The sequence below is a fragment of the Streptomyces sp. NPDC003284 genome (assembly GCF_053589675.1).
This window is the reverse complement of the sequence record NZ_JBSFSI010000001.1, coordinates 478892-504811: the sequence shown is the minus strand read 5'-3', so window position 1 is coordinate 504811 and position 25920 is coordinate 478892. Positions and strand designations below refer to the sequence as shown.

General features: G+C 74.3%; 24 protein-coding genes and 1 tRNA gene. 11 read left to right on the top strand and 14 right to left on the bottom strand.

Annotated features, from left to right (window positions below; genetic code table 11):
- Positions 1 to 37 precede the first annotated feature (37 nt).
- Positions 38 to 745 carry a GntR family transcriptional regulator gene (locus ACWDYF_RS02305; RefSeq protein ID WP_018566710.1) on the top strand — a complete coding sequence of 236 codons (708 nt, stop codon included), beginning with the start codon at positions 38 to 40 and terminating at the stop codon, positions 743 to 745.
- 351 nt (positions 746 to 1096) lie between these two features.
- Positions 1097 to 3469 carry a M9 family metallopeptidase gene (locus ACWDYF_RS02300; RefSeq protein ID WP_389463521.1) on the top strand — a complete coding sequence of 791 codons (2373 nt, stop codon included), beginning with the start codon at positions 1097 to 1099 and terminating at the stop codon, positions 3467 to 3469.
- 71 nt (positions 3470 to 3540) lie between these two features.
- Here ACWDYF_RS02300 and ACWDYF_RS02295 read toward each other — a convergent pair whose 3' ends face one another.
- The 4 genes from ACWDYF_RS02295 to ACWDYF_RS02280 form a co-directional block, all read right to left on the bottom strand.
- Entirely contained in the window at positions 3541 to 3891 is a 351-nt protein-coding gene (locus ACWDYF_RS02295; protein ID WP_018566712.1) for an ArsR/SmtB family transcription factor, read from the bottom strand.
- Between the two features lie 134 nt (positions 3892 to 4025).
- Entirely contained in the window at positions 4026 to 4457 is a 432-nt protein-coding gene (locus ACWDYF_RS02290) for an ATP-binding protein (protein WP_389463519.1), read from the bottom strand.
- A 151-nt stretch (positions 4458 to 4608) separates the two neighbouring features.
- A complete protein-coding gene (locus tag ACWDYF_RS02285; protein WP_389463517.1) occupies positions 4609 to 6387 on the bottom strand; it encodes a SulP family inorganic anion transporter in 1779 nt (592 codons plus the stop codon).
- A gap of 260 nt (positions 6388 to 6647) precedes the next feature.
- A complete protein-coding gene (locus ACWDYF_RS02280) occupies positions 6648 to 7178 on the bottom strand; it encodes a CGNR zinc finger domain-containing protein (RefSeq protein WP_389463516.1) in 531 nt (176 codons plus the stop codon).
- Positions 7179 to 7203: 25 nt separating this feature from the next.
- Between ACWDYF_RS02280 and ACWDYF_RS02275 the strand changes: the two genes are divergently transcribed.
- Both ACWDYF_RS02275 and ACWDYF_RS02270 read left to right on the top strand, forming a co-directional pair.
- Positions 7204 to 8721, top strand: coding sequence for an MFS transporter (locus ACWDYF_RS02275; RefSeq protein ID WP_389463514.1), 1518 nt, complete (start codon positions 7204 to 7206; stop codon positions 8719 to 8721).
- A gap of 623 nt (positions 8722 to 9344) precedes the next feature.
- Entirely contained in the window at positions 9345 to 10310 is a 966-nt protein-coding gene (locus ACWDYF_RS02270) for a hypothetical protein (RefSeq protein WP_389463511.1), read from the top strand.
- A 290-nt stretch (positions 10311 to 10600) separates the two neighbouring features.
- Here ACWDYF_RS02270 and ACWDYF_RS02265 read toward each other — a convergent pair whose 3' ends face one another.
- A complete protein-coding gene (locus tag ACWDYF_RS02265; RefSeq protein ID WP_018566721.1) occupies positions 10601 to 10834 on the bottom strand; it encodes a hypothetical protein in 234 nt (77 codons plus the stop codon).
- 848 nt (positions 10835 to 11682) lie between these two features.
- Positions 11683 to 11756 (bottom strand) — tRNA-Pro (locus ACWDYF_RS02260).
- Between the two features lie 114 nt (positions 11757 to 11870).
- Between ACWDYF_RS02260 and ACWDYF_RS02255 the strand changes: the two genes are divergently transcribed.
- Positions 11871 to 12395 carry a DUF309 domain-containing protein gene (locus ACWDYF_RS02255; protein ID WP_381739146.1) on the top strand — a complete coding sequence of 175 codons (525 nt, stop codon included), beginning with the start codon at positions 11871 to 11873 and terminating at the stop codon, positions 12393 to 12395.
- 108 nt (positions 12396 to 12503) lie between these two features.
- Positions 12504 to 13274 carry a precorrin-6A synthase (deacetylating) gene (gene cobF, locus ACWDYF_RS02250; RefSeq protein ID WP_389463505.1) on the top strand — a complete coding sequence of 257 codons (771 nt, stop codon included), beginning with the start codon at positions 12504 to 12506 and terminating at the stop codon, positions 13272 to 13274.
- Here the strand turns inward: cobF and ACWDYF_RS02245 are convergent.
- Positions 13234 to 14043 carry a polysaccharide deacetylase family protein gene (locus tag ACWDYF_RS02245; RefSeq protein WP_389463503.1) on the bottom strand — a complete coding sequence of 270 codons (810 nt, stop codon included), beginning with the start codon at positions 14041 to 14043 and terminating at the stop codon, positions 13234 to 13236. The genes cobF and ACWDYF_RS02245 overlap by 41 nt on opposite strands.
- A 198-nt stretch (positions 14044 to 14241) precedes the next feature.
- On the bottom strand, positions 14242 to 15090 hold the full coding sequence (locus tag ACWDYF_RS02240) for an SDR family NAD(P)-dependent oxidoreductase (protein ID WP_389463502.1): 849 nt from the start codon (positions 15088 to 15090) through the stop codon (positions 14242 to 14244).
- A gap of 259 nt (positions 15091 to 15349) precedes the next feature.
- Here ACWDYF_RS02240 and ACWDYF_RS02235 point away from each other — a divergent pair, with 259 nt between their 5' ends.
- On the top strand, positions 15350 to 16606 hold the full coding sequence (locus tag ACWDYF_RS02235) for an MGDG synthase family glycosyltransferase (RefSeq protein ID WP_451584258.1): 1257 nt from the start codon (positions 15350 to 15352) through the stop codon (positions 16604 to 16606).
- 28 nt (positions 16607 to 16634) lie between these two features.
- Here the strand turns inward: ACWDYF_RS02235 and ACWDYF_RS02230 are convergent, their stop codons facing one another.
- Both ACWDYF_RS02230 and ACWDYF_RS02225 read right to left on the bottom strand, forming a co-directional pair.
- Complete coding sequence (locus ACWDYF_RS02230; RefSeq protein ID WP_389463500.1) at positions 16635 to 17093, bottom strand: RpiB/LacA/LacB family sugar-phosphate isomerase; 459 nt, start codon at positions 17091 to 17093, stop codon at positions 16635 to 16637.
- A gap of 10 nt (positions 17094 to 17103) precedes the next feature.
- Positions 17104 to 18195 (bottom strand): serine/threonine-protein kinase, encoded by a 1092-nt coding sequence (locus ACWDYF_RS02225; protein ID WP_389463498.1) that lies wholly within the window; start codon positions 18193 to 18195, stop codon positions 17104 to 17106.
- A gap of 318 nt (positions 18196 to 18513) precedes the next feature.
- Here ACWDYF_RS02225 and ACWDYF_RS02220 point away from each other — a divergent pair, with 318 nt between their 5' ends.
- Positions 18514 to 18699 carry a hypothetical protein gene (locus tag ACWDYF_RS02220; RefSeq protein WP_018566730.1) on the top strand — a complete coding sequence of 62 codons (186 nt, stop codon included), beginning with the start codon at positions 18514 to 18516 and terminating at the stop codon, positions 18697 to 18699.
- 41 nt (positions 18700 to 18740) lie between these two features.
- Here the strand turns inward: ACWDYF_RS02220 and ACWDYF_RS02215 are convergent, their stop codons facing one another.
- The 3 genes from ACWDYF_RS02215 to ACWDYF_RS02205 all read right to left on the bottom strand — a co-directional run bounded on the left by ACWDYF_RS02215 (position 18741) and on the right by ACWDYF_RS02205 (position 22491).
- The gene (locus tag ACWDYF_RS02215; protein ID WP_389463495.1) at positions 18741 to 19514 is read right to left on the bottom strand and encodes a sulfite exporter TauE/SafE family protein; all 774 of its coding nucleotides are present in this window, start codon (positions 19512 to 19514) and stop codon (positions 18741 to 18743) included.
- A gap of 149 nt (positions 19515 to 19663) precedes the next feature.
- Positions 19664 to 21169, bottom strand: a complete 1506-nt coding sequence (locus ACWDYF_RS02210; RefSeq protein WP_389463493.1) for a long-chain-fatty-acid--CoA ligase — start codon at positions 21167 to 21169, stop codon at positions 19664 to 19666.
- A 134-nt stretch (positions 21170 to 21303) separates the two neighbouring features.
- Entirely contained in the window at positions 21304 to 22491 is a 1188-nt protein-coding gene (locus ACWDYF_RS02205; protein ID WP_389463491.1) for a thiolase family protein, read from the bottom strand.
- Positions 22492 to 22694: 203 nt separating this feature from the next.
- Between ACWDYF_RS02205 and ACWDYF_RS02200 the strand changes: the two genes are divergently transcribed.
- The 3 genes from ACWDYF_RS02200 to ACWDYF_RS02190 all read left to right on the top strand — a co-directional run bounded on the left by ACWDYF_RS02200 (position 22695) and on the right by ACWDYF_RS02190 (position 24939).
- Positions 22695 to 23519 (top strand): alpha/beta hydrolase, encoded by an 825-nt coding sequence (locus ACWDYF_RS02200; protein WP_389463490.1) that lies wholly within the window; start codon positions 22695 to 22697, stop codon positions 23517 to 23519.
- 111 nt (positions 23520 to 23630) lie between these two features.
- A complete protein-coding gene (locus ACWDYF_RS02195; RefSeq protein ID WP_018566735.1) occupies positions 23631 to 24110 on the top strand; it encodes a Dps family protein in 480 nt (159 codons plus the stop codon).
- Positions 24111 to 24288: 178 nt separating this feature from the next.
- Positions 24289 to 24939 carry an HhH-GDP family DNA glycosylase gene (locus ACWDYF_RS02190; protein ID WP_389463489.1) on the top strand — a complete coding sequence of 217 codons (651 nt, stop codon included), beginning with the start codon at positions 24289 to 24291 and terminating at the stop codon, positions 24937 to 24939.
- A 26-nt stretch (positions 24940 to 24965) separates the two neighbouring features.
- Here the strand turns inward: ACWDYF_RS02190 and ACWDYF_RS02185 are convergent, their stop codons facing one another.
- Positions 24966 to 25910 (bottom strand): Cof-type HAD-IIB family hydrolase, encoded by a 945-nt coding sequence (locus ACWDYF_RS02185; protein ID WP_389463488.1) that lies wholly within the window; start codon positions 25908 to 25910, stop codon positions 24966 to 24968.
- Between the last annotated feature and the right edge of the window lie 10 nt (positions 25911 to 25920).

The window sequence follows — 25920 nt, the reverse complement described above, 5'->3', positions numbered from 1 at the left end:
TGAGCACCGCAGACCGGTCACACGGAGGAGCGCACAGATGGCCCATCTCGAACCGCGGGCGATCTCCGTCCAGACCCATCTGCGCGACCAGGTCGCCGACGCGCTGCGGGCGGCGCTCATCGCCGGTGAGCTGCGCCCGGGGGTGATCTACTCGGCTCCCGCCCTCGCGGGCGAACTCGGCGTCTCCGCCACCCCGGTGCGCGAGGCCATGCTGGACCTGGCCCGGGAGGGCCTGGTCGAGGCGGTGCGCAACAAGGGCTTCCGGGTCACGGAGATGACCGAGCGGGACCTCGACGAGTTCACCGACATCCGTGCCCTGATCGAGGTCCCCACCGTGGGCCGCGTCGCCGCGTCGGCGACCACCGAGCAGTTGGAGGCGCTGCGCCCGCTGGCGCAGCAGATCGTCACGGCGGCGCGGGAGCACGACGTCCTGAAGTACCTGGAGGCCGACCACCGGTTCCATCTGGAACTGCTGTCCCTGGCGGGCAACCACCACCTGGTGGCCGTGGTGGCCGATCTGCGCAAGCGCTCAAGGCTGTTCGGGCTCGGCAGCCTGAACGAGACCGGCCGCCTGGTCGCCTCCGCCGAGGAGCACGTCGAACTCCTCGATCTGCTGGTGGCCGGCCGGGGCCGGGAGGCGGAGGAGTGCATGCGCCGCCACCTCTCGCATGTGCGCACCCTGTGGGCGGACGGCCGGCCCGAGCCCGAGCAGCCCGGACCGGCCCTGCGGCTCGGCAACCGCTGACCCTGCCCGCCACCCGGACCGCCCCCCTCTCACCCGTCCCACCCGTCCCTCCCGTCCCGATCCCGCCGCGCCGGCCGAGTCCGGCGCGGCGGCTTTCGTGTGCCCCGCCGCCGTACGGACACCTGCCGCCGCACGCCCGGCCGCCCCGCCCCTCCCCGTCCATCTGCGGGAAGCCCTCAATTCCTCCAGACGCCTTCCCTGAGACATGTGACCTGTGCAATGGTACATGGCGCAGGTCGTGGCCATGTCAATCGTGGCGCGGCCGTGCGATCCGATCCGTCGGCGGCACGGCCCTCCCCTGAACACGACCTCCCCATCCCATCGGCCACGCACCGCGTGGCCCGACCCCTCATGGGAGGCGCAGTGAGAAAGTCACCGGTCCGGCGAGCCCGGCGAAGTCTGGGCGCGGCAGTGCCGCTGGCCCTGGCCCTCGCCCTGGCCGTCGGTCTGCCGGCACAGCAGGCCGACGCGCGGACGGCGACCCCCGCGTCCGCCCCGTCCGCCGCGCCCGCCCCCGCGGCGCACGGCGCGCGGCACACCGGAGCCCCACCCGCGGCGCAGTCCGCCACGACCGCGGCCGGACACACGGGCCGGGGACGCCTGAAGGCGTCCGAGCTGCCCCCACTGGCCGCGAGCGACGACGCCCTCAAGGAGCCCTACGGCGAGACGGCGAAGCCGCCGGTGCGGCCCTCCAAGTCGATGGAGACGGCGGCAGGCAACGCTGCGGGGAAACAGCGCGCCGCCGCCACGTGCGACGTCTCCGGCTTCACCACCCGCACCGGCAGTGCTCTGGTGCGGCAGATCCAGACATCCACGACCGACTGCGTGAACACTCTGTTCAACCTGACCGGCAACGACGCGCGCAACGCCTTCCGCGAAGCCCAGATGGCCACCGTCGCCGACGCGCTGCGCGACGGCTCGGCCGCCTACCCCGGCGACGCGAGCACCGGCATGCCGCAGACCGTCCTCTACCTGCGCGCCGGCTACTACGTGCAGTACTACAACGCGGGCACGGTGGGCCCCTACGGCAGCACCCTGCGCACCGCGATCCGCGGCGGCCTCGACGCCTTCTTCGCGAGCGCGCACTCCCACGACGTCACCGACGCCAACGGCGAGACCCTCGCCGAGGCCGTCACCCTCATCGACAGCGCCGAGGAGAACGCCCGCTACCTCTACGTCCTCAAGCGGCTGCTGGCGGACTACGACACGTCGTGGAACGCGTCCTGGTGGATGCTCAACGCGGTCAACAACGTGTACACGGTGACCTTCCGTGGCCACCAGGTGCCCGAGTTCGTCACGGCGGTCGAAGCGGACCCGAGCCTGATCGACTCCCTGTACCGCTTCGCCTCGGGCCACCTCGCCCTGCTCGGCACGGACCAGTCGTATCTGACGTCCAACGCGGGCCGGGAACTCGGCCGGTTCCTCCAGCACGCCTCGCTGCGGTCCAAGGTCCAGCCGCTCGCCGTCGCCCTGCTGCACGCCGGCTCGATCACCGGCGCCACCGCGCCGCTGTGGGTCGGCGTCGCCGAGATGACGGACTACTACGACCGGGCGAACTGCTCCGTGTACGGCACCTGCGACCTCGCGGCGCAGCTGACCAGGGCCGTCCTCACCACCACCTACCCGTGCAGCTCCAGCATCACGATCAAGGCGCAGCAGATGACCTCGGCGGAACTGGCCGCCACCTGCACCAGCCTGCGCAGCCAGGACGCCTACTTCCACGGTGTGGTCAAGGACAAGGGCCCGGTGGCCGGTGACCGCAACAGCACCATCGAGGTCGTCGTCTACGACTCCAGCGCCGACTACCAGACCTACGCCGGTGCCATGTACGGCATCGACACCAACAACGGCGGCATGTATCTGGAGGGCGACCCGGCGGCGGCCGGAAACCAGCCGCGCTTCGTCGCCTACGAGGCCGAATGGCTGCGCCCGGACTTCCAGATCTGGAACCTCAACCACGAGTACACGCACTACCTCGACGGCCGTTTCGACATGTACGGCGACTTCGACGCGGGCGTCACCACGCCGACCGTCTGGTGGATCGAGGGCTTCGCGGAGTACGTCTCCTACTCCTACCGCGGGGTCCCCTACCCCGAGGCGATGGACGAGGCGGGCCGCGGCACGTACGCCCTGAGCACGCTGTTCGACACCACCTACGACAACGACACCACCCGCGTCTACCGCTGGGGCTATCTCGCCGTCCGGTACATGCTGGAGCACCATCCCTCCGACATGGCCACGGTGCTCGGCGACTACCGCGCCGGTGACTGGAACGCCGCCCGCAGCTATCTCACCGGCACCATCGGCACCCGCTACGACAGCGACTGGCGCACCTGGCTGGCGTCCTGCGCGGCCGGCAGGTGCAGCGGCGGCGGCACCACCACCCCGCCCGGCACCCCGTGCACCGGCACCGACGCGCGGGAGCTGGGCCAGAACTGCACACGCGCCGGCCAGTCCGCCACCACCGGGAACTACGCCTACCTCTATCTGCGCGTCCCGGCCGGCACCTCCCGGCTGACCGTCACCACCTCCGGCGGCACGGGCGACGCCGACCTGTACTACAGCGCCGTCGGCTGGGCGGGCACCGGCAGTTACACCCAGCGCGCCACCGGCCCCGGCAACAGCCACACCCTGACGGTCGACAACCCGCCGGCCGGCACCCACTACATCAGCCTGTACGCGGTGAACGGCTTCAGCGGAGTGAGCGTCGCCACCGCCTACTGAGCCGGACGGCCGCCCCGCGCCGGCAGAGCGCTGACCATCACGGGCGCGGGGCGGCCGCCGTCCGATGCCGCCTACGCCTGCGGGCCGCCCTCACCCTGGGCGGCCCGCAGGTCGGCGAGCAGTTCGGCCTGGCCCGCAAGGACCCCGGACAGGATGGTGCGGGCCACCCTGAGCAGCTCCGCCACATGCGGGCTGGTCAGGGAGTAGTACACGGTCGAGCCCTCCTTGCGGGTCACGACCAGGTTGGCGCGGCGCAGCACGGCCAGTTGCTGGGAGAGGTGCGCGGGCTCGATACCGATCTCGGGCAGCATCTCGGCGACCGCGTGCTCGCGCTCGCTCAGCAGCTCCAGGACGCGGATGCGCGCCGGATGGCCGAGCGTCTTGAAGAACTCGGCCTTCAGCTGGTACAGCGGGGTGCTCATGCTGCTGCCGTCGCCTCTCCCGCCCGCCGGTACGGCCGACCGGACCGGACCTCGGCGCATCACATCCACCCACTCGTCGTGCCGAACTCGTCGATTGCCGAGGTCAGCAATTCTATACACCGTGTCTTCCGGGTTCAGAGGGGCAGGGTGATCCAGATCGTCTTGCCCTGCCCGTCGGCGTCGCCGCGCACGACCGCGGTGCCGCCCAGGCCGAGGGTGAGTTCCATGACGGTGGCCAGGCCCCCGGCGGCCGTACCGCCGATCATCCCGGTCAGCCGCGGCCGGTAGGGGTGGCGGTCGTGGACGCCGAAGGCCAGGCAGTCCGCGCCCGCCGCGTAGAGCACAGTGGTCTGCGGGGAGAGCGCGGCCGCGTGCCGTACGGCATTGGTGACCAGCTCGCTGACGATCAGCAGCGCCTGGCCGACGGCGGGATGGAACAGGCTGACACCCCACTCCGTCAGTGCCTGCTCGGCGGTCTCCCGCGCCAGGCGCACGGCGGACGGCAGTGTCGGCACGGTCAGGACGTGGCGGTGGGGCAGGGCTTCGAGCCGCGTGGTCACGGTCATGCTCCTTCAGCCCCGTACCCGGGCCGGCCGGGACGGACCGCTGCCCGCTCCCGCCGGGCGTACACCGGCCGCCCCGGGCGGCCGCCCTCCAGGAGCCACGGGGCCTCGGGGCCGGAGACCCCGGTCATGCGCAGCGCTGCGCGGGCGGTGCTCATCGGACGGGTTCCTCACTGCCGCGCTGCGGCCGGGCGGGGACGGCGGCGGGTTCGGCGGCGGGTTCGGCGGGCAGCGGCCCGGCCAGGTCGACGTGGTCGCGCGCGCCGCGCAGCGCCTCCGCGGTGGTCGCGTACTCGCGGCCCTCGCGGCGCAGCAGCTCCAGCGCGCCGACCGAGTCGAGGACCCGGCGCTGTCCCGGCCGTATCCCCGAGGTCATCACGGCGATGCCGCGCCGGTTCAGCTTCTCGACCACGTCCTTGAGGACCAGCGCGCCGGTGGCGTCCACCGTCGTCACCCGCGACATGCGCAGGACGACCACCCGGACCCCGGCGACCTCGCCCAGTTCCCGCAGGAAGCGGTGGGCGGCGGCGAAGAACAGCGGCCCGTCGATGCGGTAGGCGACGATGTGCCCGGCCGACAGGGCGTCGGCCGCGGCCGTGCGCTCGCCCTCCCCGTCGTCCCGCCCGTCCGGCTCGTCCGGCTCGTCCAGCGGCATCCGGTCTAGGCGGACCTGCCGGGCGACCGCGCGCAGGGCGAGGGCGCCCGCGACGACGAGGCCGATGATCACGGCGTAGACCAGGTCGAGGACGAGGGTCGCGGCGGCCGTGAGGACGAGGGTCAGCGCGTCCGAGCGGGTGGCGCGCGCCATCGCCTTCAGCGAGGCCACCTCGACCATGCGGACCGCGGTGGCCAGCAGTACGCCCGCGAGCGCGGCGAGCGGGATCTGCGACACGAGCGGCGCGGCGGCGAAGACGATCACCGCGAGGACGGCGGCGTGGGTCAGTGCGGCGAGCCGGGAGCGCGCCCCGGTGCGGACGTTGACCGCGGTGCGCGCGATGGCGCCGGTGGCGGGCACCCCGCCGAACAGCGGGGCCGCGATGTTGGCGAGGCCCTGCCCGAACAGCTCCCGGTCCGGGTCGTGCTTCTGTCCGGTCGTCATCCCGTCGGCCACCGAGGCGGACAGCAGCGACTCCAGCGCGGCCAGGGCGGCCACCGCGACCGCGGGTGCGAGCAGCGAGCCGAGCGCTCCCGCGTCGAGGAAGGCCAGCGACGGCGCGGGCAGTCCGGCGGGCAGGTCGCCGATCGGCGCGGCCGCGTCCAGACCGGCGAGCCGCGCCACCACGGTGGCGGCCACGACGGCGACGACGGAGAACGGGACGGCGGGACGGCGGCGGGCACCGGCCAGCATGAGCGCCGCCACGGCGACGGCGAGGCCGACCGCCGTCCAGTTCGGCGTCCTCGCGAACTCCTCGACGGCCCGCCAGGTCACCACCAGCACACGGTCACCCTCGGGTTTGGCCACGCCCAGTGCGTTCGGCACCTGCTGCAAGCCGATCACACAGGCGATGCCGAGCGTGAAGCCCTCCACCACGGGGGCGGGCACGTACTGCATGTACTTCCCCGCCCGCAGCACGGCGAGGGCGACCAGCAGGAAGCCTGCGATCAGGCCGACGGTGAGCACCCCGCCCGCCCCGTACCGGCCGAAGATCGGTACCAGGACGACGGTCATGGCACCGGTGGGCCCGGACACCTGGAGGTTCGACCCGCCGAAGACAGCCGCGACCGCCCCGGCCACCACGGCGGTCGCGAGGCCCGCCTCCGCGCCGAGTCCGGAGGACACCCCGAAGCCGAGCGCGAGCGGCAGCGCCACGATCGCCACGGTCAGACCGGCCAGCAGGTCGCGGCGCGGATCCCGGCGGACGTCCGCCAGGTCGGACCGCGCGGGCAGCAGCGAGCGCGCCGAGCGGGCGGCCCGTGTCAGCGGGGTGCTCATCGCGCGACGACCTCGGCTTTCCGCAGCACATTCCGTACCGGCACCGGCCCGACCCCTCGACTGTCGACTCTCCCGCCGTCCGCCCCAGGCCGGGCGCACGCACAAGGCTGTGCCCGCGCTTCCTGCGGGCACAGCCAACACAGCATCTAACCAATTGCGAACTTTTGCAATTCAGCAGCACCCCTCACTGCCGCGCATCTCACCGCCGCCGCACCGCGCCGCGGCGGCGCCTCGCAGCGGCCGCTCGGCTCTCCCGTCCGCTACGAGGCGGCCTCCCGCGCGGCCCGGCGGTGGCGCCGTACGGCGTCACGGTTGGCGCAGGCGTGGGAGCAGTACCGCTGGCGCCCCGGCCGACTGTGGTCGACGTAGGCGTCACCACACTCGGGCAGGGCGCAGCGGCCGAGGCGCCGCATCCCGTGCGCGGTGAGGTGCTGGGCCGCCGCGACGGTGGTGGAGGCGGTGAGGACCGCGCCCAGACCCGCGCCGTCCGGCCGGTAGTGCAGGTGCCAGCCGCTGCCGTCGTGGTCGGTGACGGTGGGCGGCCCCGCGTAGCGGGTCAGCAGCGCGTTGAGGACCGCGACGCGGGCCGGTTCGTCCTCGGCGTCGACCAGGCGCCGCCAGCCGCGGAGATAGTCGCACACCAGTGCGGCGTCGCCCTCGCGGGCCTCGTTCTCCAGGGGCATGCCGACGGCGACCCAGCGCGCGGTGATGTCCTCGATGCCGGTGGGCGGCCGGTTGAGCAGGTCGGTCACGTTGTCCAGCAGCGGGCGCCCGTAAGGGTTTACATGCACAAGAGCATTACATCACTGTCGGGCCATGACCGCCCGCGACCGCATCCGCACCCTGCCCCCGACGACGCCCGACGCCCCTCGCGCCCCTTCGCGCGCCGCCCCGGCGGGGACCGGGAGCGGACCGGGGTGGCTGCCGCTGGCCGCCTGCTGCCTCGGTACGTTCCTGCTCCTGCTGTACACGACGGTCGTGACCGTCGCCCTGCCCGGCATCGGCGCCGGTCTCGGCGCGGACCACGGCGCCCAGCAGTGGGTGATCGACGTCTACACCCTCGCGCTGGCCGGACTGCTGCTCGGTGCCGGTGCGATCGGCGACGCGCTCGGCAGCCGCCGGGTGTGCCTCGCGGGGCTGGCCGGGTTCACCCTGGCCACCCTGGCGTGCGGGCTCGCCACCTCGCCGGGCCTACTGATCGCGGCGCGGGCCGGCCAGGGCGTGGCCGGGGCCGCGATGCTCGCCACCATCGTCCCGCTGATCGGACTGACCTACGCACGCCCCGGGCAGCGGGCGACCGCGTTCGCGGTCTGGGGCGCGGTGGCGGGGGCCGCGTCGGCGGTCGGCACCGTCTGCGGCGGCGTACTGACGGAGTACGCCGGATGGCGCTGGCTGTTCCTCGGCTCGCTCCCCCTGTGCGCCGTGGCGCTGGCGCTGGCCGCCCGCTCGTTGCCGCACGCGACAGTGCCTCCGTCACCGGCCTCGGCCCCCGCCCCGGCCCCGGCACCGGAGTCGGGCTTCACCCCGTGCGGGGCCCGGACGGCCCGGCGGCTGTTCCGCACCCGGGTGGACTGGCCGGGCATCGTGCTGGTCAGCGTCGCGGTGACGGGTCTCGCCTACGCGGTGATCTCCGGCGGCGAATCGGGGTGGGGCGCGCCGGACTCGCTCGCGGGCTGGCTCACGGCCCTGTGCGCGGGGGGCGGGTTCGTGCTGGCCGAACGCCGTTGCCCGCGGCCCATCCTGCCGCCCGCGCTCATCACGGCACCGAGGTTCGTCGCGGTCCTGCTGGCGGCCTTCGGCTACTACTTCGCCGCGTTCGGGGCGCTGCCCGCCCTGGCGACGTGGATGCAGACCGGTCTCGGCCTGGCCTCGCCGGCCGTCTCCCTCGTCCTCGTCGCCCAGCTCGTGGTCTTCGTCGCGGTCTCCGGCCTGGTCAGCAGGCATCTCCACGCGCTCCACCCGGCCTGGACCCTCGGCGCGGGCACGATCCTGGTCGGCGTCGGCGCGCTCACCGCCACCGCGGTGGCCGGGCGGCCGGACTGGCCCGTGCTGCTGCCGTTCCTGGTGCTCAGCGGAGTCGGCGCGGGCGTGGTCTCGCCCGTGCTGCCCGCCGTCGCCATCGCCACGGCCCCGCCCCACCACGCGGGCGCGGCCGGCGGCGCGGCCAACGCCGTCCGGCAGCTCGGCCTCACCCTCGGCGTGGCGGTCTGCGGCACCCTCACCCACACCTCGACCGCCCCCCGCATGTCCCTCGCCTGCGCCGCCTGCGCGCTCGTCGCCATCACCACGGGAGCACTCGCCGTCCGGCTGCTGCGACGCTCCGACAGCAGCTGAGCGGCCCGTACCGGACCGGGCCGCCCCCCCGGAACCGGAAAACGCTCAGGGGCGGTCTCCAGTCGGGACGACAGGATGTGAACCTGCGACCCCTTGACTTGACCCCCAGATCGATGGGTCGGGGGGAAAATCATGACACGTGCTACGACATGGACGCTGGTCCCCAACTGGTCCCCAAGTGCGCCACCCTGACCCTCGGGCTGTCCTCGTCACAAACGGTCGCTAGGCGACCGCAGCTACGGCCACGACAAGTACCGCCGCCTGGTCCGGGGCCTCGGCGTGAAGCCGTTGATCGCGCGCCGCGGCACCGAGCACGGCTCCGGCCTGGCCGCCCAACGCTGATACGCAGAGCGCGTGTTCGCCCATCTGTCCTGTTCCACAGCCTGCGGATCCGCTGGGAGATACGCGACGACATCCACGAAGCCCCCCTCACCCTCGGATGCGCACTCATCGGCCGGCGACGCCTGAAGTCATTCCGATAGGAGTTCTTACTAGACAGGCTCGGCGGCTCTCCGGATTACCCACCGGTCATATGGTCACGCCTCTTACCGGGAGACTGCTCGGGCCGTTACGTTCCCGGCCAACCCGATCGTCTACGCGCGTCACGTCGCCAGGAGAAGTTCATGAGCATGCGTAAGGCCGTCCTGCCCGCAATCGCCCTGCTCGGTGCGGTGGCTGCCGTGGTCGCCACCACAGGAGTGACCGCGGCCCGGACAAGTGACGCGCCGACGACCACGGCCCCCCGATGGGAACCGGCCGGACACGACATGCGAAGCGGCATCAGCGGGCTCGCCGTCGTCTCACGCTCGGGCGGCACCTACCGAACCCTGATCGCCCGGGACAACAAGCTGCCCGGAGAGAACCGCATCGCCCGACTCACCTACCGCCCCGGTGAGCCTGGGCGCGCAACCGTCGTGCAGCCGCTCGATTGGAGGGGCGATGCCGAGCCGATCGACCTGGAGGCTCTCGAAGCGGTGCCCGGCACCTCCGACGAGTACCTGGCCGTGGCGAGCCGGGGACTCATGTACCACCTCAAGGTCACCGACGACGGGAACGCGGCCGAGGTCCGCGACCTCTCGCCGCTCCCGGCGATCGGTCAGGGCGACAACTTCGAGAGCCTCACGCTGGTTTCGCGCCATGGCAAGCTGGTGGCGGTCTGGGCCGACAGGGGCGAGGGCGATGACCGAGCGGCGACGCTCTACGCGGCACCACTGTCGTTCAACACGTACGGGGAGTCGGTGTTCGGCGCCGTGACGAAGGCCGTCTACCGTGCTCCGTATCCCACGGGAGACGTCCGGCACGTCTCCGACCTCTCCGTCACAGACTCGGGCCGGCTGCTGATCGCTTCGGCGTCGGACGAGGGTGATGACGGGCCGTTCGACTCGGCGGTGAGCGACGCGGGCTCGGTGTCGCTCGACCGCTCGGGCCAGGTGCGGCTCACGGTGGCCAAGTCCCCAAAGGTGCTGCGGAAGTTCAAGGGCCACAAGGTCGAGGCATTGGACTGCGTGTCCGGCTCCGGCGTCGCGGTCCTTGGCACGGACGACGAGAATGCGGGCGGCGGCGTAACGACCGCCCGTATCTGTGACTGACCCTCGGCTCAGCTCGGGAGCCGGTCCGGATGCCGCTTGCGTCCTGGGTGCCTGGTCCGTCACTCGACCTCGGGCAGCAGCGGCTCGATCACCGCCCACAGCTCATCGCCGACCTCCCACGGCTTCGGCCGTGCCACTTCGCACCCCCAGATCACCGGTTCCGGAGTGGTCCGACCACCTCGGAGATCATTTCCAGTCCGGAGCCGTGGGCGACGCCGCGTCGGGCGATCAGCTGGGCTGCGCGCGCGGGAGCGCTCCGCAGCGCGCGGCTGCGGAGCACCCAGTGGCGTTCAGTCGACTATCTTGCCGTTTTGCGTACCACCCACGCAGGTCCCGGTGTGGGGTATCTGCGCCTTGCTCCAGTCGACCGTTCCGCCGCCCGCCGTGCACTCGCCCGGGGTGAGGGCGGCGCCGTCCTGACTCGGGGTGTGGGTGGCGGCGGTGGCGGTGGCGGCGCCCGTGAGGCCGAGTCCGGTGAGGGCTGCCGTGGCGATGACGGCGGCGAGGGCTCGTCGAATGCGCATTTGTTTTCCCCTTCTGCGGATTGCCTTGACTGGGACACTCACCAGCGTGATGTTCACCCGTATGGGTGGCACGCCACGTTAGGCCGTTCGAGTGACGGTGCTGTCGGGTGAGGGGTCGGCGACGCGGCCCGTCGGACAACCAGGGACCCGCTTGCCGGAACACGCGTAGCGGCCCACCGTGTACAGGCGAGCCGCCAGGCGGGATGACCCGAAGATCAGGAGCCGCTGCCCGTGGGCATACGGTGGGCCACCCACGAATCGGCCATTCGCTGCGCCTGGCCGACGGTGAATCGGTACATGCACGCGTCGTCCATCCATGTCCCTGTAGTGGTGCAGGTCGAAGGGTGCCTCGGGGCACCCTTGGGTGGGTGGCACCGTGGTCGAAACGGCGCCGAGCAGGGCCTGCGGCGGGAGCTGACGGTGCTGATGAGTCCTTCGGCCTGGCCGAGCAGTTCGCGCGCCTTGTCGTCGTGGCCGCACGGGCTGGTCACAGGCGAGCCAGGCCCGGCCGGTGGCAGCGTCCACGGAGTCCTTCGTCAGCCAGGCCGCCCACCAGGGCGTGCAGTCGTCGGGCGTGTCGAGGTGAAGAAGGGCCTGGTCGCGGAATCGGAGCACCGCGTCGGGGTCGTGTCGTCGGCCGGCGGCAAAGACCCGGCGGCATTACGGCCGCCGGGGCGGCGCTCTCCGCACGCCTCAGCGCTCTTCGCGCACCTCGCTCGCTGCCGAGCCCGATCGTCGCGCCCCGCTGACCCCCGTCAAGGACGCCGGTCCCCATCTGGTCCCCAAAAATGATCAAGGGCCGGTTTCGAATTCCTCCGAAACCGGCCCTGACCTGCGACTGTCTCCAGTCGGGACGACAGGATTTGAACCTGCGACCCCTTGACCCCCAGTCAAGTGCGCTACCAAGCTGCGCCACGTCCCGATGCGCTCTCGTGCGGTGGACCGCGTGATCGCGCGAAGGTCACTTTACCGCACGCCGGGGGCGGTGCCGAAGGGGGCACTCGGGGCGGCACGGCGACAAGGGAGAATCGTGGGTATGAGCAGCACATCATCCGACCGGGTGGCCGGTGCGCGGGACCGGGACAGTGAGGGGCGGGCGCGCAACGCCCGGCCACGCGACGGCCTGGGGCGCCCGCTGCCCTACGGCGCGGACGGAGTGGCGCGGCAGCCCGAGGGGGTGGTGCGCACCCCGGACCGGACGGTCGCCGAGGCGCAGACGCTGCTGGACGCGGGACGGCCGTTCCACGCGCACGAGGTCTTCGAGGACGCCTGGAAGTCCGGGCCCGAGGGCGAGCGCGGGCTGTGGCGCGCGCTGGCCCAGCTCGCGGTGGGCCTCACGCACTCCGCCCGCGGCAATGTGACCGGCGGCGCCCGCCTGCTGCGGCGCGGCGCGCAGGGCGTACGGGACTGGACGGCGGACTCCGGGGTGCGGGAGCCGTACGGCATGGACGCGGCCGGGCTCGTGGGCTGGGCGCGGGCGCTGGCCGACGCGGTGGAGGACGGGACGGCCGGGGTGGTGGACGCGGCACGGAGCGCGCCCCGGCTGCGCGCCGGGGCGTAAGCGCCGGAGCGTAGGCGCCCCGGCGGATCCGCCCCGAAAAAGCGCCGCCGGTGACCGGGCGCAGCACCTGGTGCACGCGGTGTCAGTGCCCTGCGGCACACTCGGAGGGTGCGAGAGATTCATGTCATCGGTATCGGTGCGGGCGACCCCGACCAGCTCACGTTGCAGGCGGTCAGGGCGCTGCGCGACACGGACGTGTTCTTCGTCCTGGACAAGGGCGAGGTGAAGTCGGACCTCGTGCGGCTGCGCCGGGACATCCTGGACGCCCATCTGCCCGAGGGCGGGTACCGGGTGGTGGAGGCGCGCGACCCGGAGCGGGACCGCGCGGCGGGCGGCCGGGGCTACTCCCCCGCCGTCGACCAGTGGCGCAGCGCCCGCGCGGACATCTACGAGGGGCTGATCACCGGCGAGCTGGGCGAGGACGAGACCGGCGCGTTCCTCGTCTGGGGCGATCCCGCGCTGTACGACAGCACCCTCGGCATCCTGGAGGAGGTGCTGGCGCGCGGTGCCGTGGAGTTCTCGTACGACGTGGTGCCCGGCATCAGCAGTGTCTCCGCGCTGGTGGCCCGGCACCGCACCGGGCTCAACCGGGTGGCCCGGCCGGTGCAGATCACCACGGGACGGCGGCTGGCCGAGGGGTTCCCCGAGGGGGTGGACGACGTGGTGGTGATGCTCGACGCGCAGCAGGCGTTCCGGCAGTACGCCGACCAGGACATCGACATCTACTGGGGCGCCTACATAGGCACCCCGGACGAGATCCTCGCCTCCGGTCCGATCGCCGAGGCCGGGCCGCGCATCGAGCGGCTGCGCGCCGAGGCCCGGGAGCGCAAGGGCTGGATCATGGACACGTATCTGCTGCGCCGCAGGCCGCAGGGGTAGGCGGGGCGCCGGGAGGCGGCGCGGCCGGGGGGTGTGCGCCGGTGCGCCGACGGCTCCCGGTCCGGCCGGTCACCTCGTGTTCCGCCAGGGTGCCCACGTCCCAGCCGGCCTCCCGGCAGGCGGCGACGAGGCCGGGCAGGGCGCCGAGGGCGGCGTGCCAGCAGCCGGGGGCCGAGGCGCGGTCGGTGTCGTGCAGCAGGACCGTGCCGCCGCCGCGCAGATCCGCCATGACGCTCGCGTGCACGGAGGCGGCGGTCGCGTCCGCCGTCCAGTCCCGGCCCCACGCGCTCCACAGCACGGGCCGCAGGCCCAGGCGCCGGGCGGCGGCCCAGCGGCCGCCGGTGAGGATGCCGTAGGGCGGCCGGTACCAGAGCGGGCGGCGGCCCGTGAGAGCGTGCACGGCGCGGACCGCGCGCGCCGTCTCCCGCAGGTCCCGGCCCGGGTCGGGCAGCCAGGGGCGGCTGTGGGTCCAGCCGTGCACGGCGATCTCGTGTCCGCGTCCGGCGATGGCGCGGACGAGTCCGGGGTGGCGGACCGCGCTCTCGCCGAGCACGAAGAAGGTGGCGCGGACGTCGAGCCGGTCCAGCGCGTCCAGGAAGTGCGGGGTGCTCGCGGGGTCGGGGCCGTCGTCGAAGGTGAGCGCGACATGGCCGGTCCGGCCGTGTCCGGCCAGGTGCGGCAGACAGCGGGAGCGGAAGCGCGGCAGCCAGGACGCCGCCGGGGCGATGTGCGCGGCGGCCAGGGCGGCCACGGCGGCGAGGGAGGCCACGGGCACGAGCGTCCCCGCCGAGGCGAGGGGGCCGACGGGAGCGACGGAGGTGGCGGAGGCGACGGGGGTGGCGCTTTCCGCGGTGGGAAGGGGCGTGCGGGGCACCGGCGTAGAGCGCTGTTCCACGCCCTCGGCCCACCGGCCCGCCCCCTTCGCTGGTCCCCCGCCGCTCATGGGCCTGTTCCCGCGCATCGGCCCTCACCCGAAGCGTGAGGCGAGGCGCCGGTACAGGGCGGGTGCGGCGCCGCGGATCCGGCCGGGCAGCCGGGTCCAGCCGGGGACGTAGATCTCGTCCCGGCCGCGGGCGACCGCCTCCCACACGGCGTCGGCGACCCGGCCCGCCGGAACGGGCCGGGGCCGCGCGCGCCGGTACGGCACACCCCGGCGGTCGAAGAAGGGCGTGTCCACGACGCCGGGCACCACATGGCTGATGCCGACGCCGGTGCCGCGCAGTTCGTAGCGGACGGCGTCGGCGAAGGTGGCCAGGGCGGCCTTCGCGGCCGAGTAGACCGCCTCGTCGCGTACGCCGACCGTGCCCGCGAGGGAGCCGATGATGACCACGCGGCCGGTGCCCCGTCCCACCATGTGCGGCAGCAGCAGCCGGACCAGGTGCACCGTGGCGAGCACATTGACGTCGAAGACCTCGTCGATCGCGGGCTGGGGCATGGTGCTGAAGGGGCCGGCCCAGCCGATGCCCGCGCCCGCCACCAGCAGGTCCACCCCGCCGACGCGGTCGAGGGCGAACTGGGCGAGGCGGCGCTCGGCCCCCGGCCCCGACAGGTCCGCGGCGTAGGCCAGTGCCGAGGTGCCCCGGGCGACCTCCTCCAGGCGGGTGCGGTCGCGTCCGTTGAGCACCATCCGCCAGCCGCCCTCGGCGGCGAGCCGCCGGGCGACGGCCGCGCCGATCCCGGAGGAGGCGCCGGTGACCAGCGCGCCCCCGCCGGCCGGTCTGCCGCCGTCGCCTCCGCGACGCTCGGTGCCCGGCGCCGCCGGTGCCCCGGGGCGGGTCCCGGAGCCGGACCGTGCGCGGGAAGGGGCTTGGGTCATCGGGGCACCTCTGGATCGACGGGCCCGGGACCGGCGGTGCGGCCCCGGCGGTCCGGTACGGCGTGCCGGGCGTGGAGCGTCCCGGGGGCCGGGTCTGAAACGCGGGACTGGCGGGGGTGTCCGTGTCTGAGACGCGGGACGGGCGGGGGTGTCCGTCCAGACGGGCTGGGTGTCCGTTCGGGTGACTGCGGTTCGTTTGGCTGCGGTGCGTGAGGGTTACTCACTTCCAGTGTCGTCCGAAACGCCCGTACCGCCACCGGTGCCCGCCGCTCGGGGCCCCCTGACCGGCCCGGGGGCCGCCGCTCCCGCCGCGTCCGAAGGCCCCGCCGCCGAGGGGACCGCCGCCGGGGCCGGGCGGCTGCTCGTCGTCAGCGCGTCCATGGGCTCGGGGCACGACACGGTCGCCGCCGAGCTGGTGCGCCGGGCCCGCGCCGCCGGGAAGGAGGCGCGGGCCGTCGACGTGCTGGAGCTGCTGCCCTGGGGCCTGGGGACGGGGCTGCGCGGCGGCTACCAGGCCGCCGTACGGCACTGCCCGTGGCTCTACGGCGGTGTCTACGACCTCTTTTTGCGGCCCGGTCCCCGGCCCCGGCCGAGCGGGACGCCGCTGGCGCGGCTGGCCGGTGACCGGCTGCTGGAGCTGGTGCGGCAGACGCGTGCCGATGTGGTGGTGCCGGTGTTCCATCTGGCGGCCCAGCTCACCGGCCATCTGCGGGCGCGCGGGGCGCTGCGGGTGCCCAGCGCGGTGGTCGTGGTGGACTTCGCGGTGCACCGCCAGTGGCTGCACCCCGGCAACGATCTGCACCTGTGCCTCACGGACCGGGCCGCCGACGAGGTGCGCGCGGCCCTGGGGCGGCCCGCCCGGGTGACCGGCCCGGTGGTGGACCCCGCGTTCTTCGCCGGACCGGCCCCCGGCACACCGGAGCCGACGCGCCCCCCAGAGTCGTCGGGGTCGCCGAGGTCACCGAGGTCGCCGAATTCATCGGATTCACCGGAATCAGCGGAGTGGCGGCGTCGCTTCGAGCCGTACGGACCGGGTCGTCCGGCGGTCCTGGTCTCGGCGGGCGCCTGGGGGGCCGGGGCGCGGCTGCACCGCACCGCGCGGCTGCTCGCCGCGCACGGCTACCTGCCCGTCGTGCTCTGCGGGCGCAACGACCGGCTGCGCCGCGCCCTGTCCGGTGTGCCCGGGGTGCTCACGCCCGGCTGGGTGACGGACATGCCCGCCCTGCTGCGCGCCTGCGCCGCCCTGGTGGACAACGCGGCCGGGCAGACCGCCGTCCAGGCGCTCGCCGCGGGGCTGCCGGTCGTGGGCTACCGGCCGCTGCCGGGGCACGGGGCGGAGGGGGTCCGCCGGATGGCGGCGGCCGGGGTGTCCGACCACGTACCGGACGAGGCCGGGCTGCTGGACTCCCTCGCCCGGCTGACGGCGCGCGGTCCGGAGCGCGCGCGGCGCGTCGCCGCCGGGCACGCGCTGTTCCGCGCGGACGCGCTGGCGGAGGCCGTACGCCTGCCCGGCTGACCACCGGCGTCCCGGTGGCCCCGGCCCGTCACGCCTCCTGGGCCCTCGCCTCGTCCAGGCGTCCGACGACGGCGATGTTCTCGCGGTCCTCGGCGTCCTCGCTGGGTGCGGCGGCGAACCAGGCGTCGAGGATCTCGTCGAGCAGCGGCTGGGAGGTCAGCCGCAGGCCGAGGGCGAGGACGTTGGCGTCGTTCCAGCGGCGGGCGCCCTCCGCCGTGGCGGCGTCGGTGCACAGGGCCGCGCGGACGCCGGGCACCTTGTTGGCGGCGATGGACGCGCCGGTGCCGGTCCAGCAGCACACGACCGCCTGGTCGCAGCGGCCCTCGGCGACGTCCCGCGCCGCCGCCTGTGAGCACACCGCCCAGCGCGGGTCGCCGCCGGGGCGCAGCGCGCCGTGGGCGGTGACGTCGTGGCCGCGCTTGGCGAGCGCGGCGACCAGGGCGCGGGCCACGGGCGCGTCCAGGTCGGAGGAGACGGAGATCCGCATGCCCGGCAGGCTACGCCTGGAACAGGCTCATGCCGAGCAGCAGTGCGCAGACGAACAGGGCCGCACCGCCGAGCACGGCGACCAGGCGGGAGTGGCGGCGCAGCGAGGTGCGCAGGCCGGGGCGGCGCGCGGGCACGCGGTGGACAGTGGTGTTCCAGCCGGTGTCCACGGCGGACGCCCGCGGGTGCGCGGCGCGGTCGGGAGCGCCCTGGGGCGCCGCCCGGTGCCGGGCGGGCGAGGCGGGTGCGTAGGGCTCGACGGCGTGGCCGGGCAGCTCCGGCGGCAGCGGTTCCGGTGCGCCCCGCCAGGCGCCGCTGCGGAACCAGTCCGCCGTCTGCCGGGCGGTGGGCCGCTCCTCGGGCCGCTTGGCGAGCAGGCTCAGCAGGTACGCCTCGAAGGCGGGCGGCAGCACGGCGCCGCGCTGGTGCGGCGGCACGGGCGGGGAGTCGACGTGCTGGTAGAGCAGCCCGGTGGCGGTGTCCGACTCGAAGGGCGGGCGGCCGACGGCCAGTTGGTAGAGCACGCAGCCCAGTGAGTACAGGTCGGAGGCCGGGGAGGCGGGGGTGCCGATGGCGCGCTCGGGGGCCAGGTAGAGGCCGGTGCCGACGATCTGCCCGGTGGTGGTGAGTCCGGCGGACGGGTCGTCGAGGAAGCGCGCGATGCCGAAGTCGCCGATGCGGACCGTGCCGTCGCGGTCGCTGAGCAGGTTGCCCGGCTTGATGTCGCGGTGCACGATGCCCTGGGTGTGGGCGGCGGCCAGGCCCTCGGCGGCCTGTTCGGCGACCTGGGCCAGCCGGTCGGGGGTGAGCGGGCCGCCCGCGTTCAGTTCGCCCGAGAGGCTGCCGCCGTCGACCAGTTCCATGACGAGGAAGCAGCGGTGCTCCCAGGTGCCGAAGTCGAGCGTGCCCACCACGTGCGGGTGGTGGAGCCGGGCGGAGGTCTGCGCCTCCAGCCGGAAGCGGGCCTCGGCCGAGGCGTCGGCGAGGTCGCTCAACAGCAGTTTGACCGCGACCGGCCGGCCGAGGACCTCGTCCTGGGCCTGCCAGACCTCCCCCATCCCGCCCCGCCCGATGACCGCGTGGAGCCGGTACCGATCCGCCACCAGCACCTGTAGACCGCCCTCTGTCCCCGAAGTCGACACTGTCCCTACCCCCTGTGCCCGCCCCGTCCCGGTGGTGGGCACGGCGGCAGCCGAGCCACCGCCTCCGGGTCGCGGCAACCGGCTCATCTTAACGATCACTTGGCCTGCCGCCGACCGGATCATTGCCCTCGCGCCCGCCGGCGGGCCGGGGCCGCCCGCCGTACTGGATCCTTCCGGGTGAAAAGCGGAACGTCGCTCTTCGTACCAGTATGTAGAACTGATCATGTATGTCATGGTCGCCCCTGACCCACTGATCCACTGGGAAGGGAGAGGACGACCTTGGACCCACTGACCTGGCTGCTCATCCCGCTGGCGACCGTGATCATGGCCGCTCTGTGGGGCCTCTGCGCGGGGCGTCCGCGGCGTGCCGACGACTGGACGAACGTGCAGCGCTACGACCGGCTGCGGGCGGCCCTGGCCCGTGCCACCGCGTCCGCCTCGGCCCCGGCGTCCACGGCCTCGTAAGGCGTAAGGCGCAGGGCGTAGGACGTACCCCGGGCCGTGCCTCAGGTGAGCAGCAGTTGCACGCCCCCCACGACCGTCGCCGCGATCACCAGCCGTTCGAAGAGCCGCTGGTCGATCCGGTCGACGGCCCACCGGCCGAGCAGCGCCCCGGGCACCACGAACACCGCGAGGGCCGCGTCGAGCAGCAGCGAGCGGCCGTCGATCAGGCCGAGGCCCGCGCTGAACGGCACCTTGGCGACGTTGACGATCAGGAAGAAGAAGGCCGACGTCCCGAGGAACCCGAGCTTGCGGAAGCCCGCGGAGAGCAGATAGAGCGACATCACCGGGCCGCCCGCGTTGGCGACCATCGTGGTGAAGCCGCCGAGGACGCCGTAGGAGCGGGCCTTGAGGCGGCCGGAGCGGGTGGTGACCGCCTCGGGTCCACCGGGGCGGTCGGCCGCCCGGCGCCGCAGGACCGTGACGGCCGCCATCAGCAGCAGGATGGCGCCGATCGAGACGCGTACGACCCCGTCGTCGGCCCACAGCAGGAACAGCGTGCCGACGACCACCCCGGCGGCGACGGCCGGGAACAGCCGCCACAGCGTGGGCCAGTGGGCGTGGCGCCGGTAGGTGAGCACGGCGAGGACGTCCCCCGCGATCAGCAGCGGCAGCAGCACCCCGGTCGAGGCGCGGGCGGGCAGCAGGGCCGCGAAGATCGCGAGGCTGACCGTGTTGGCCCCGCTGACGGCGGTCTTGGAGAAGCCGACGAGCAGGGCCGCGAAGGCGAGCGCCGCGAAGCCCCAGCCGGTGAGGTGCCACAGATTCATCGTGTCCATGCGGACACCGATGCTATGTCCGCACGCGCGGTGCGGGCTCCGGCGGGGTGTGCGTCAGATGTCCGGCGTGTGGTCCGGCAGGTGTTCCGGCGTCTGTTCCGGCGGGAGTTCCGGCAGGTGTTCCGGCGGGAGTTCCGGTGCAGGTCCCGTCAGGCGTACCGCGCCCGCAGCTCGCGCTTGAGCACCTTCATGCTGGGGCCGAGCGGCAGCGCGTCGGTGAACTCCACGCGGCGCGGGTACTTGTGGCGGCCCAGGTGCTCCTTGGCCCAGGCGGTGACGGCGGCGGCGTCCGGCCCGGCGCCGGGTGCCGGGACGACGACCGCGCACACCTCCTCGCCGTGCAGTTCGTCGGGCAGGCCGATGACGGCCGCCTGGGCGACGGCGGGGTGGCGCAGCAGCACCTCCTCGACCTCGCGCGGGTAGACGTTGTAGCCGCCGCGGATGATGACGTCCTTCTTGCGGTCGACGATGCGCAGGAAGCCCTCGTCGTCCTTGGTGCCGAGGTCGCCGGTGCGGAACCAGCCGTCGACGAGCGCCTCGGCGGTGGCCTCGGGGCGGCCGAGGTACCCGGAGAAGACGTTGTGGCCGCGCACCACGACCTCGCCGACCTCGCCCGGCGGCAGCAGTTCGACGCGGTCCTCGGTCTCGGCGCGGGCGATCTCGACGTCCACGCCCCACAGCGGGTGGCCGATGGAGCCGGGCCGTGTGCCGAACACCGGCTGGTTGACGGCCGCGGCCGGGGAGGTCTCCGAGAGCCCGTAGCCCTCGTGGATCCTCGCGCCGAACGCCGCCTCGAACCGCTCCAGCACGGCGACCGGCAGGGAGGCGCCGCCGGAGACGCACAGGCGCAGGTCCGGCAGGACGTCGGCGCCGGGCGCCGCGGCGGCCAGGGAGACGAACATGGTCGGCACGCCGTGGAAGGTGTTGACGTCCTCCTTCACCATCAGCTCGATCGCCCGGGACGCGTCGAAGCGCGGCAGCAGCACGAGGGTGGCCCCGGCCCGCCAGGTGGAGTTCATGGACACCGTCTGGCCGAAGGCGTGGAACAGCGGGAGCGCGCCGAGGGCGATGTCGTCGGGGCGGATGTCGTTGGCGTCGAAGGCGTTGACGGTCGCGTTCATCACCAGGTTGAAGTGGCTGAGCACGGCGCCCTTGGGGACGCCGGTGGTGCCGCTGGTGTAGAAGACGACGGCCGGGTCGTCGGCGGCCCGGGTGACGTAGGAGGGCAGCGGTTCGGCGCCGGCCGCCAGCGACTCCAGTTCGGCGCCCAGGGTGACGACGCGCACCCCGGTGGCGCGGGCGGCGGCGGTGCCCGTGTCCGCCTGCGCCGGGTGGCACAGCAGCAGCGCGGCGCCGCTGTCCCGCAGGACATGCTCGACCTCCGCGGCGGACAGCAGCAGGTGCACGGGGACGACGACCGCCCCGGCGGCGGCGATGGCGTAGTACGCCTGCGGGAACTCGGCGATGTTGGGCGCCATCAGGGCGACGCGGTCCCCCGGCCGGATCCCGAGCCCGGTGAGCGCCCCGGCCTGCGCGCGGGCCCGCTGCCACACCTGGGCGAAGCTGAGCCGCAGGTCGCCTTCGACCAGGGCCGTCCGGTGGGGGCGGCGGCGGGCGTTCTCGGCGAGGATCGCGGCGACGGAGAGGGTGGCCATGGGGGTGCTCCCTAGGTGGTGCTGTGGTGCGGCGATGGTGCTGATGGTGCTGTGGTGGGGCTCGGGTGGGATCGGTGGCGTGGGGGGTGCGTGCGGCCGGAGAGCCGGGGGCGGGGCGGCGCAGGGCGGGGCGGTCAGGGGCGTTCGACCAGGACGGCGCTGCCCTGGCCGACGCCCACGCACATCGTGGCGAGGCCGCGGGCCGCGCCGGTGCGGCGCATGCGGTGCAGCAGCGTGGTGAGGATGCGGGCGCCGGAGCAGCCGAGCGGGTGGCCCAGCGCGATGGCGCCGCCGCTCGGGTTGACCAGGTCCTCGTCGATGCCGAGCTGGTCGACGCAGGCGAGGGCCTGGGCCGCGAACGCCTCGTTGAACTCGGCCTCCTCGATGCCGCCGATCTCCCATCCGGCGCGGGCCAGCACCTTGCGGGTGGCGGGGACGGGGCCGATGCCCATCACGTCCGGGTGCACGCCCGCCGAGGCCCCGGCGACATAGCGGCCCAGGGACGTCAGACCGAGGTCGTCCAGGGCCTCCTCGCTCACCAGGAGCAGTCCGGCGGCGCCGTCGTTCATCGGGGAGGCGTTGCCCGCGGTGACCGTGCCGCCCTCGCGGAAGACGGGCCGCAGCCGGGCCAGCTTCTCGTACGAGGTGTCCTCGCGGACGCACTCGTCGGTGTCGACCAGGACGCCGTCGGGGCGCTCGACGGGCAGGAGTTCCCGGTCGAAGTGGCCCTCGGCGCGGGCGCGGGCGGCGCGCCGGTGGCTGCGCAGCGCGAAGTCGTCCTGCCGCTCGCGGGTGATGCCGTACCGGGCGGCGACCTCCTCGGCGGTCTCCCCCATGGACAGCAGCCCGTGCAGATCCTTCATCGCCGGGTTGACCAGGCGCCAGCCGAGCCGGGTGTCGTACGTCTCCATACGGTGCGGCAGCGCCTCGTCCGGGCGGGGCAGCACGAAGGGGGCGCGGCTCATCGACTCGGAGCCGCCCGCGAGCACGATGTCGGCCTCTCCGGCGGCCACGGCGCGCGCGGCGGTGGTGACCGCCTCCAGCCCGGAGGCGCACAGCCGGTTGACGGTGGCGCCGGGCACGGACTCGGGGAGTCCGGCGAGCAGGGCGGCCATCCGGGCGACGTTGCGGTTGTCCTCGCCCGCCTGGTTGGCGGCGCCCCAGTAGACGTCGTCGACGCGGGCCGGGTCGAGCGCGGGCGCGTCGGCGAGCAGGGCGCGCAGCACCGCGGCGGCCAGGTCGTCGGGGCGCACGGAGGACAGGCTGCCGCGCACCTTGCCGATCGGGGTGCGGCGGGCGGCCGCGAAGTGGACGGGGCGCACGGCAGGTCTCCCAGGAGGCTCGCACGGTGGCGTACGGACCGGCGGCGGCCGCGCGGGCCCGGACGGGCACTCGGCCGGCTCGGCCGCGTACGGCCAACAATCATTAATTAGCACTGCTAGTTTTATACTGTTCTGGACTATAGCCCGCGGACCGGCCCGCTGGGAAGATCCCCACAGGGTCCGCCGACGCCGTTGGAGGAGAGATGAGCGACACCCGCGAGCACGTCCTCACCGGGTCCCGGGGCGCCGTCCGCGTCCGCGTGTGGCCGCGTCCGCACCCGCGCTTCCTCGCCCTGCTGGTCCACGGCTACGGCGAGCACGCCGGGCGGTACGAGGAGGTGGCCGGTGTGCTCGGGGGGCTCGGCGCGGCGGTGTACGCCCCCGACCACCGCGGGCACGGCGGCTCGGCGGGCGAACGGGCGGTGATCGAGGACTTCGAGGACGTGGTCGCCGATGTGCACGCGGTGGCGGACCTCGCCCGCGCCGCGCACCCGGGGCTGCCGCTGGTCCTGCTCGGCCACTCCATGGGCGGTCTGATCGCGGCCCGCTACGCCCAGCGGTACGGCGCCGAGCTGACCGCGCTCGTGCTGTCGGGGCCGGTCATCGGCGCCTGGGAGCTGCCCGGCCGGCTGCTCGCCCTGGACGAGATCCCCGACACGCCGATCAGCCCGGCCGCGCTCTCCCGGGACCCGGCGGTCGGCGCCGCGTACCGGGCGGACCCGCTGGTGTGGCACAGCCCGATGAAGCGGCCCACGCTGGAGGCGTTCGCGCGGACCCTGCGGACGGTGGCCGAGGGCGGGGACGTGGGGCGGCTCCCGGTGCTGTGGCTGCACGGCGACGACGACCGGCTGGTGCCGCTCGACGGCAGCCGGGCCGGCGTGGAGCGGCTCACCGGCGGCCCGGACGGCGGCGGCGAGCTGACCGAGCGGATCTATCCGGGCGCCCGGCACGAGGTGTTCCTGGAGACCGACCGGGCCCAGGTCTTCGCGGACGTGACGGCCTTCCTCCGGCGGGTCCTGCCCCGCTGACCCGCCCCGCCTCCCCGTGCGGTCCGGCCGGGGCGGGACCGGTTTGCGACGGTCTCCGGCGGGCACCCGCCCGGTACCGCCAGAGACGACCCCACGAGGGAGAACCACCGCATGACTGTCGTGAAGAGCACGATTCCCGAGGCGGCACGCCAGGTCACCGGGGAGGCGCTCCAGAGCACCCTGGTGGACCTCCTCGGCCTGTCGCTGATCGGGAAGCAGGCGCACTGGAACATCGTCGGTCCCCGTTTCCGCTCCATCCACCTGCAACTGGACGAGGTGGTGGCCTCGGCCCGCGAGTTCGCCGACACCGTCGCCGAGCGCTCCTCGGCGCTCGGCCTGCCGCCGGACGGCCGCCCGGAGACCATCGCCTCCGCGTTCACGCTGCCCAGCCCGAAGGACGGCTGGATCCGTGACGACGACGTCGTCCAGGTGATCGTCGAGGCGCTGGAGGCGGCCATCGCCCGGCTGCGCGAGCGCATCGACGCGACCGAGAAGCCGGACCCGGTCACCCAGGACCTGTTGATCACGATCACCGCGGAGCTGGAGAAGCAGCGCTGGATGTTCGCGGCCGAGAACGTCTCCCGCGACTGACCGCACGGCCGACTGACCGCACGGCCGACTGACTTCACGGCCGCCGAGAGGCGCACGACCGCCGAAGAGGTGTCGGCGGGTTCCGGCGGGTGCCGCGGGACGACCGGTGAGAGAGGCGCGTGATGGACCGAGCCGTCGAGACCGTCGGGACGACAGCCGAGGCCGTCGGAGACGTCCGGTGAGCGCGGGGACGCGGAGCCGTGAGGCCGGGATCGTGCGCGACCTGGTCGCCGAGCACGGCGAGACCTTCGCCCACGAGGCCGGAATCCCGCTGAAGGACACCCCGCAGCCGCTCTACCGGCTGCTGGTCCTCGCCGTGCTGCTCAGCGCCCGGATCCGGGGCTCGGTCGCCGTCGCGGCGGCGAGGGAGCTGTCCGAGGCCGGGCTGCGCGATCCGCGCCGCATGGCCGCCGCCGGGTGGCAGCGGCGCGTGGACGCGCTGGGCCGCGGCGGCTACCGGCGCTACGACGAGCGCACCGCCACCCAGCTCGGCGAGGGCGCCGAACTGGTGCAGGAGCGCTGGGGCGGCGATCTGCGGCGGCTGCACCGGGAGGCGGGCGGCGACGTGGCGGCGCTGCGCGACCTGCTCCAGGAGGTCCCGGGCCTCGGCCCGGCGGGCGCCGACATCTTCCTGCGCGAGGCGCAGGCCGTGTGGACCGACATCGCTCCGTACCTGGACGCCAAGGCGCTGTCCGGTGCGGAGCGCCTCGGGCTGCCCGAGGACCCGGAGCGGCTGGCCTCGGTGGCGGGCGACACGGATCCGGCCGCCCTCGCGGCGGCGCTCGTACGCGCGGCGCTGGACAAGAAGGTGGCGGAGTCGGTCCGGTGAGCCCGGCGCCCGCGCCGTGCGCCGCGTCAGTCCCGTGCGCCGGTGCCCGTGCCCGCCGCGCGCGGCCCGGCCGGCGGCAGTTGCGCCGGGAGGTCCAGCAGGCGGGCGATGGTGCGCAGGACGCCGTTGTCGTTGTTGGAGGGGGCCAGGTGGCGGGCCCGCCGGACGACCTCGGGGTGCGCGTTCTCCATGGCGAACGACCACTCGGCGGCGTCCAGCATCTCCAGGTCGTTGAGGTAGTCGCCGAACACCAGGGTCTGCGCGGGCGTGATGCCCAGGTCCCGCTGGAGGCGGCGCAGCGCGGCGCCCTTGTCGGCGGTGCGGTTCATGACGTCGACCCAGTGCTCGCCCGAGACGACCACCTGGTGGGTGGCGGTGAACGGCGCCAGGGCCGGGGCGACGGTCCGCTCGGCGGACCCGAAGTCGAAGAGCGCGACCTTGATGATGTCGTCGTCGACCGCGGTGGCGTCCGCCACGACGCGGTGCCGTACGTAGTACTTGCGGACCTCGGCGAGGAACGGCTCGTCGCTGCGCTCGACGTAGGCGGACCGCTTGCCGCAGACCACGGCGCCGACGTCGGCGCCGCGCCCGGCCAGTTCCCGCACGGTGGCGACCAGCCGGGCGGCCACGGCCGCGTCCAGCGGGTCGGAGCTGAGCTCGACGCCGTCACGGACGACATAGGTGCCGTTCTCCGCGATGAACACCATGCCCTCGTCGGCACCGGCGAACTGCTCGGCCAGCGTGGCGTACTGGCGTCCGCTGGCCGGGCTGAAGAGCACTCCGCGGCGGCGCAGCTCGGCCAGGACCGGCCACAGCCCCGGCGGGATCCGCTTGCCGTCGTCGAGGAGCGTGCCGTCCATGTCCGTGACGATCAGACGTATGTCGGCAGGGGCGCCGGAACCAGCGGATCCGGCGGGGCCTGGGGCGCCGTCGTCGGCGGTGGTGAGCGCGGGCGAGGGGGTGCTGGACATGTACCGGTTC

Bases quoted from the DNA above. Each gene is read 5' to 3' on its own strand.
- ACWDYF_RS02230 (WP_389463500.1), bottom strand. From the start codon at position 17,093: ATGCGGATCTCCGTCTCCTCCGACCTGGACGCGCCCGTGGCCCGCGCC.
- ACWDYF_RS02305 (WP_018566710.1), top strand. From the start codon at position 38: ATGGCCCATCTCGAACCGCGGGCGATCTCCGTCCAGACCCATCTGCGC.
- ACWDYF_RS02290 (WP_389463519.1), bottom strand. From the start codon at position 4,457: ATGACCGTGACCACGCGGCTCGAAGCCCTGCCCCACCGCCACGTCCTG.
- ACWDYF_RS02240 (WP_389463502.1), bottom strand. From the start codon at position 15,090: ATGACCCAAGCCCCTTCCCGCGCACGGTCCGGCTCCGGGACCCGCCCC.
- ACWDYF_RS02275 (WP_389463514.1), top strand. From the start codon at position 7,204: ATGACCGCCCGCGACCGCATCCGCACCCTGCCCCCGACGACGCCCGAC.
- ACWDYF_RS02295 (WP_018566712.1), bottom strand. From the start codon at position 3,891: ATGAGCACCCCGCTGTACCAGCTGAAGGCCGAGTTCTTCAAGACGCTC.
- ACWDYF_RS02285 (WP_389463517.1), bottom strand. From the start codon at position 6,387: ATGAGCACCCCGCTGACACGGGCCGCCCGCTCGGCGCGCTCGCTGCTG.
- ACWDYF_RS02210 (WP_389463493.1), bottom strand. From the start codon at position 21,169: ATGGCCACCCTCTCCGTCGCCGCGATCCTCGCCGAGAACGCCCGCCGC.
- ACWDYF_RS02195 (WP_018566735.1), top strand. From the start codon at position 23,631: ATGACTGTCGTGAAGAGCACGATTCCCGAGGCGGCACGCCAGGTCACC.
- ACWDYF_RS02270 (WP_389463511.1), top strand. From the start codon at position 9,345: ATGAGCATGCGTAAGGCCGTCCTGCCCGCAATCGCCCTGCTCGGTGCG.
- ACWDYF_RS02185 (WP_389463488.1), bottom strand. From the start codon at position 25,910: ATGTCCAGCACCCCCTCGCCCGCGCTCACCACCGCCGACGACGGCGCC.
- ACWDYF_RS02300 (WP_389463521.1), top strand. From the start codon at position 1,097: ATGGGAGGCGCAGTGAGAAAGTCACCGGTCCGGCGAGCCCGGCGAAGT.
- ACWDYF_RS02215 (WP_389463495.1), bottom strand. From the start codon at position 19,514: ATGGACACGATGAATCTGTGGCACCTCACCGGCTGGGGCTTCGCGGCG.
- ACWDYF_RS02255 (WP_381739146.1), top strand. From the start codon at position 11,871: ATGAGCAGCACATCATCCGACCGGGTGGCCGGTGCGCGGGACCGGGAC.
- ACWDYF_RS02265 (WP_018566721.1), bottom strand. From the start codon at position 10,834: ATGCGCATTCGACGAGCCCTCGCCGCCGTCATCGCCACGGCAGCCCTC.
- ACWDYF_RS02200 (WP_389463490.1), top strand. From the start codon at position 22,695: ATGAGCGACACCCGCGAGCACGTCCTCACCGGGTCCCGGGGCGCCGTC.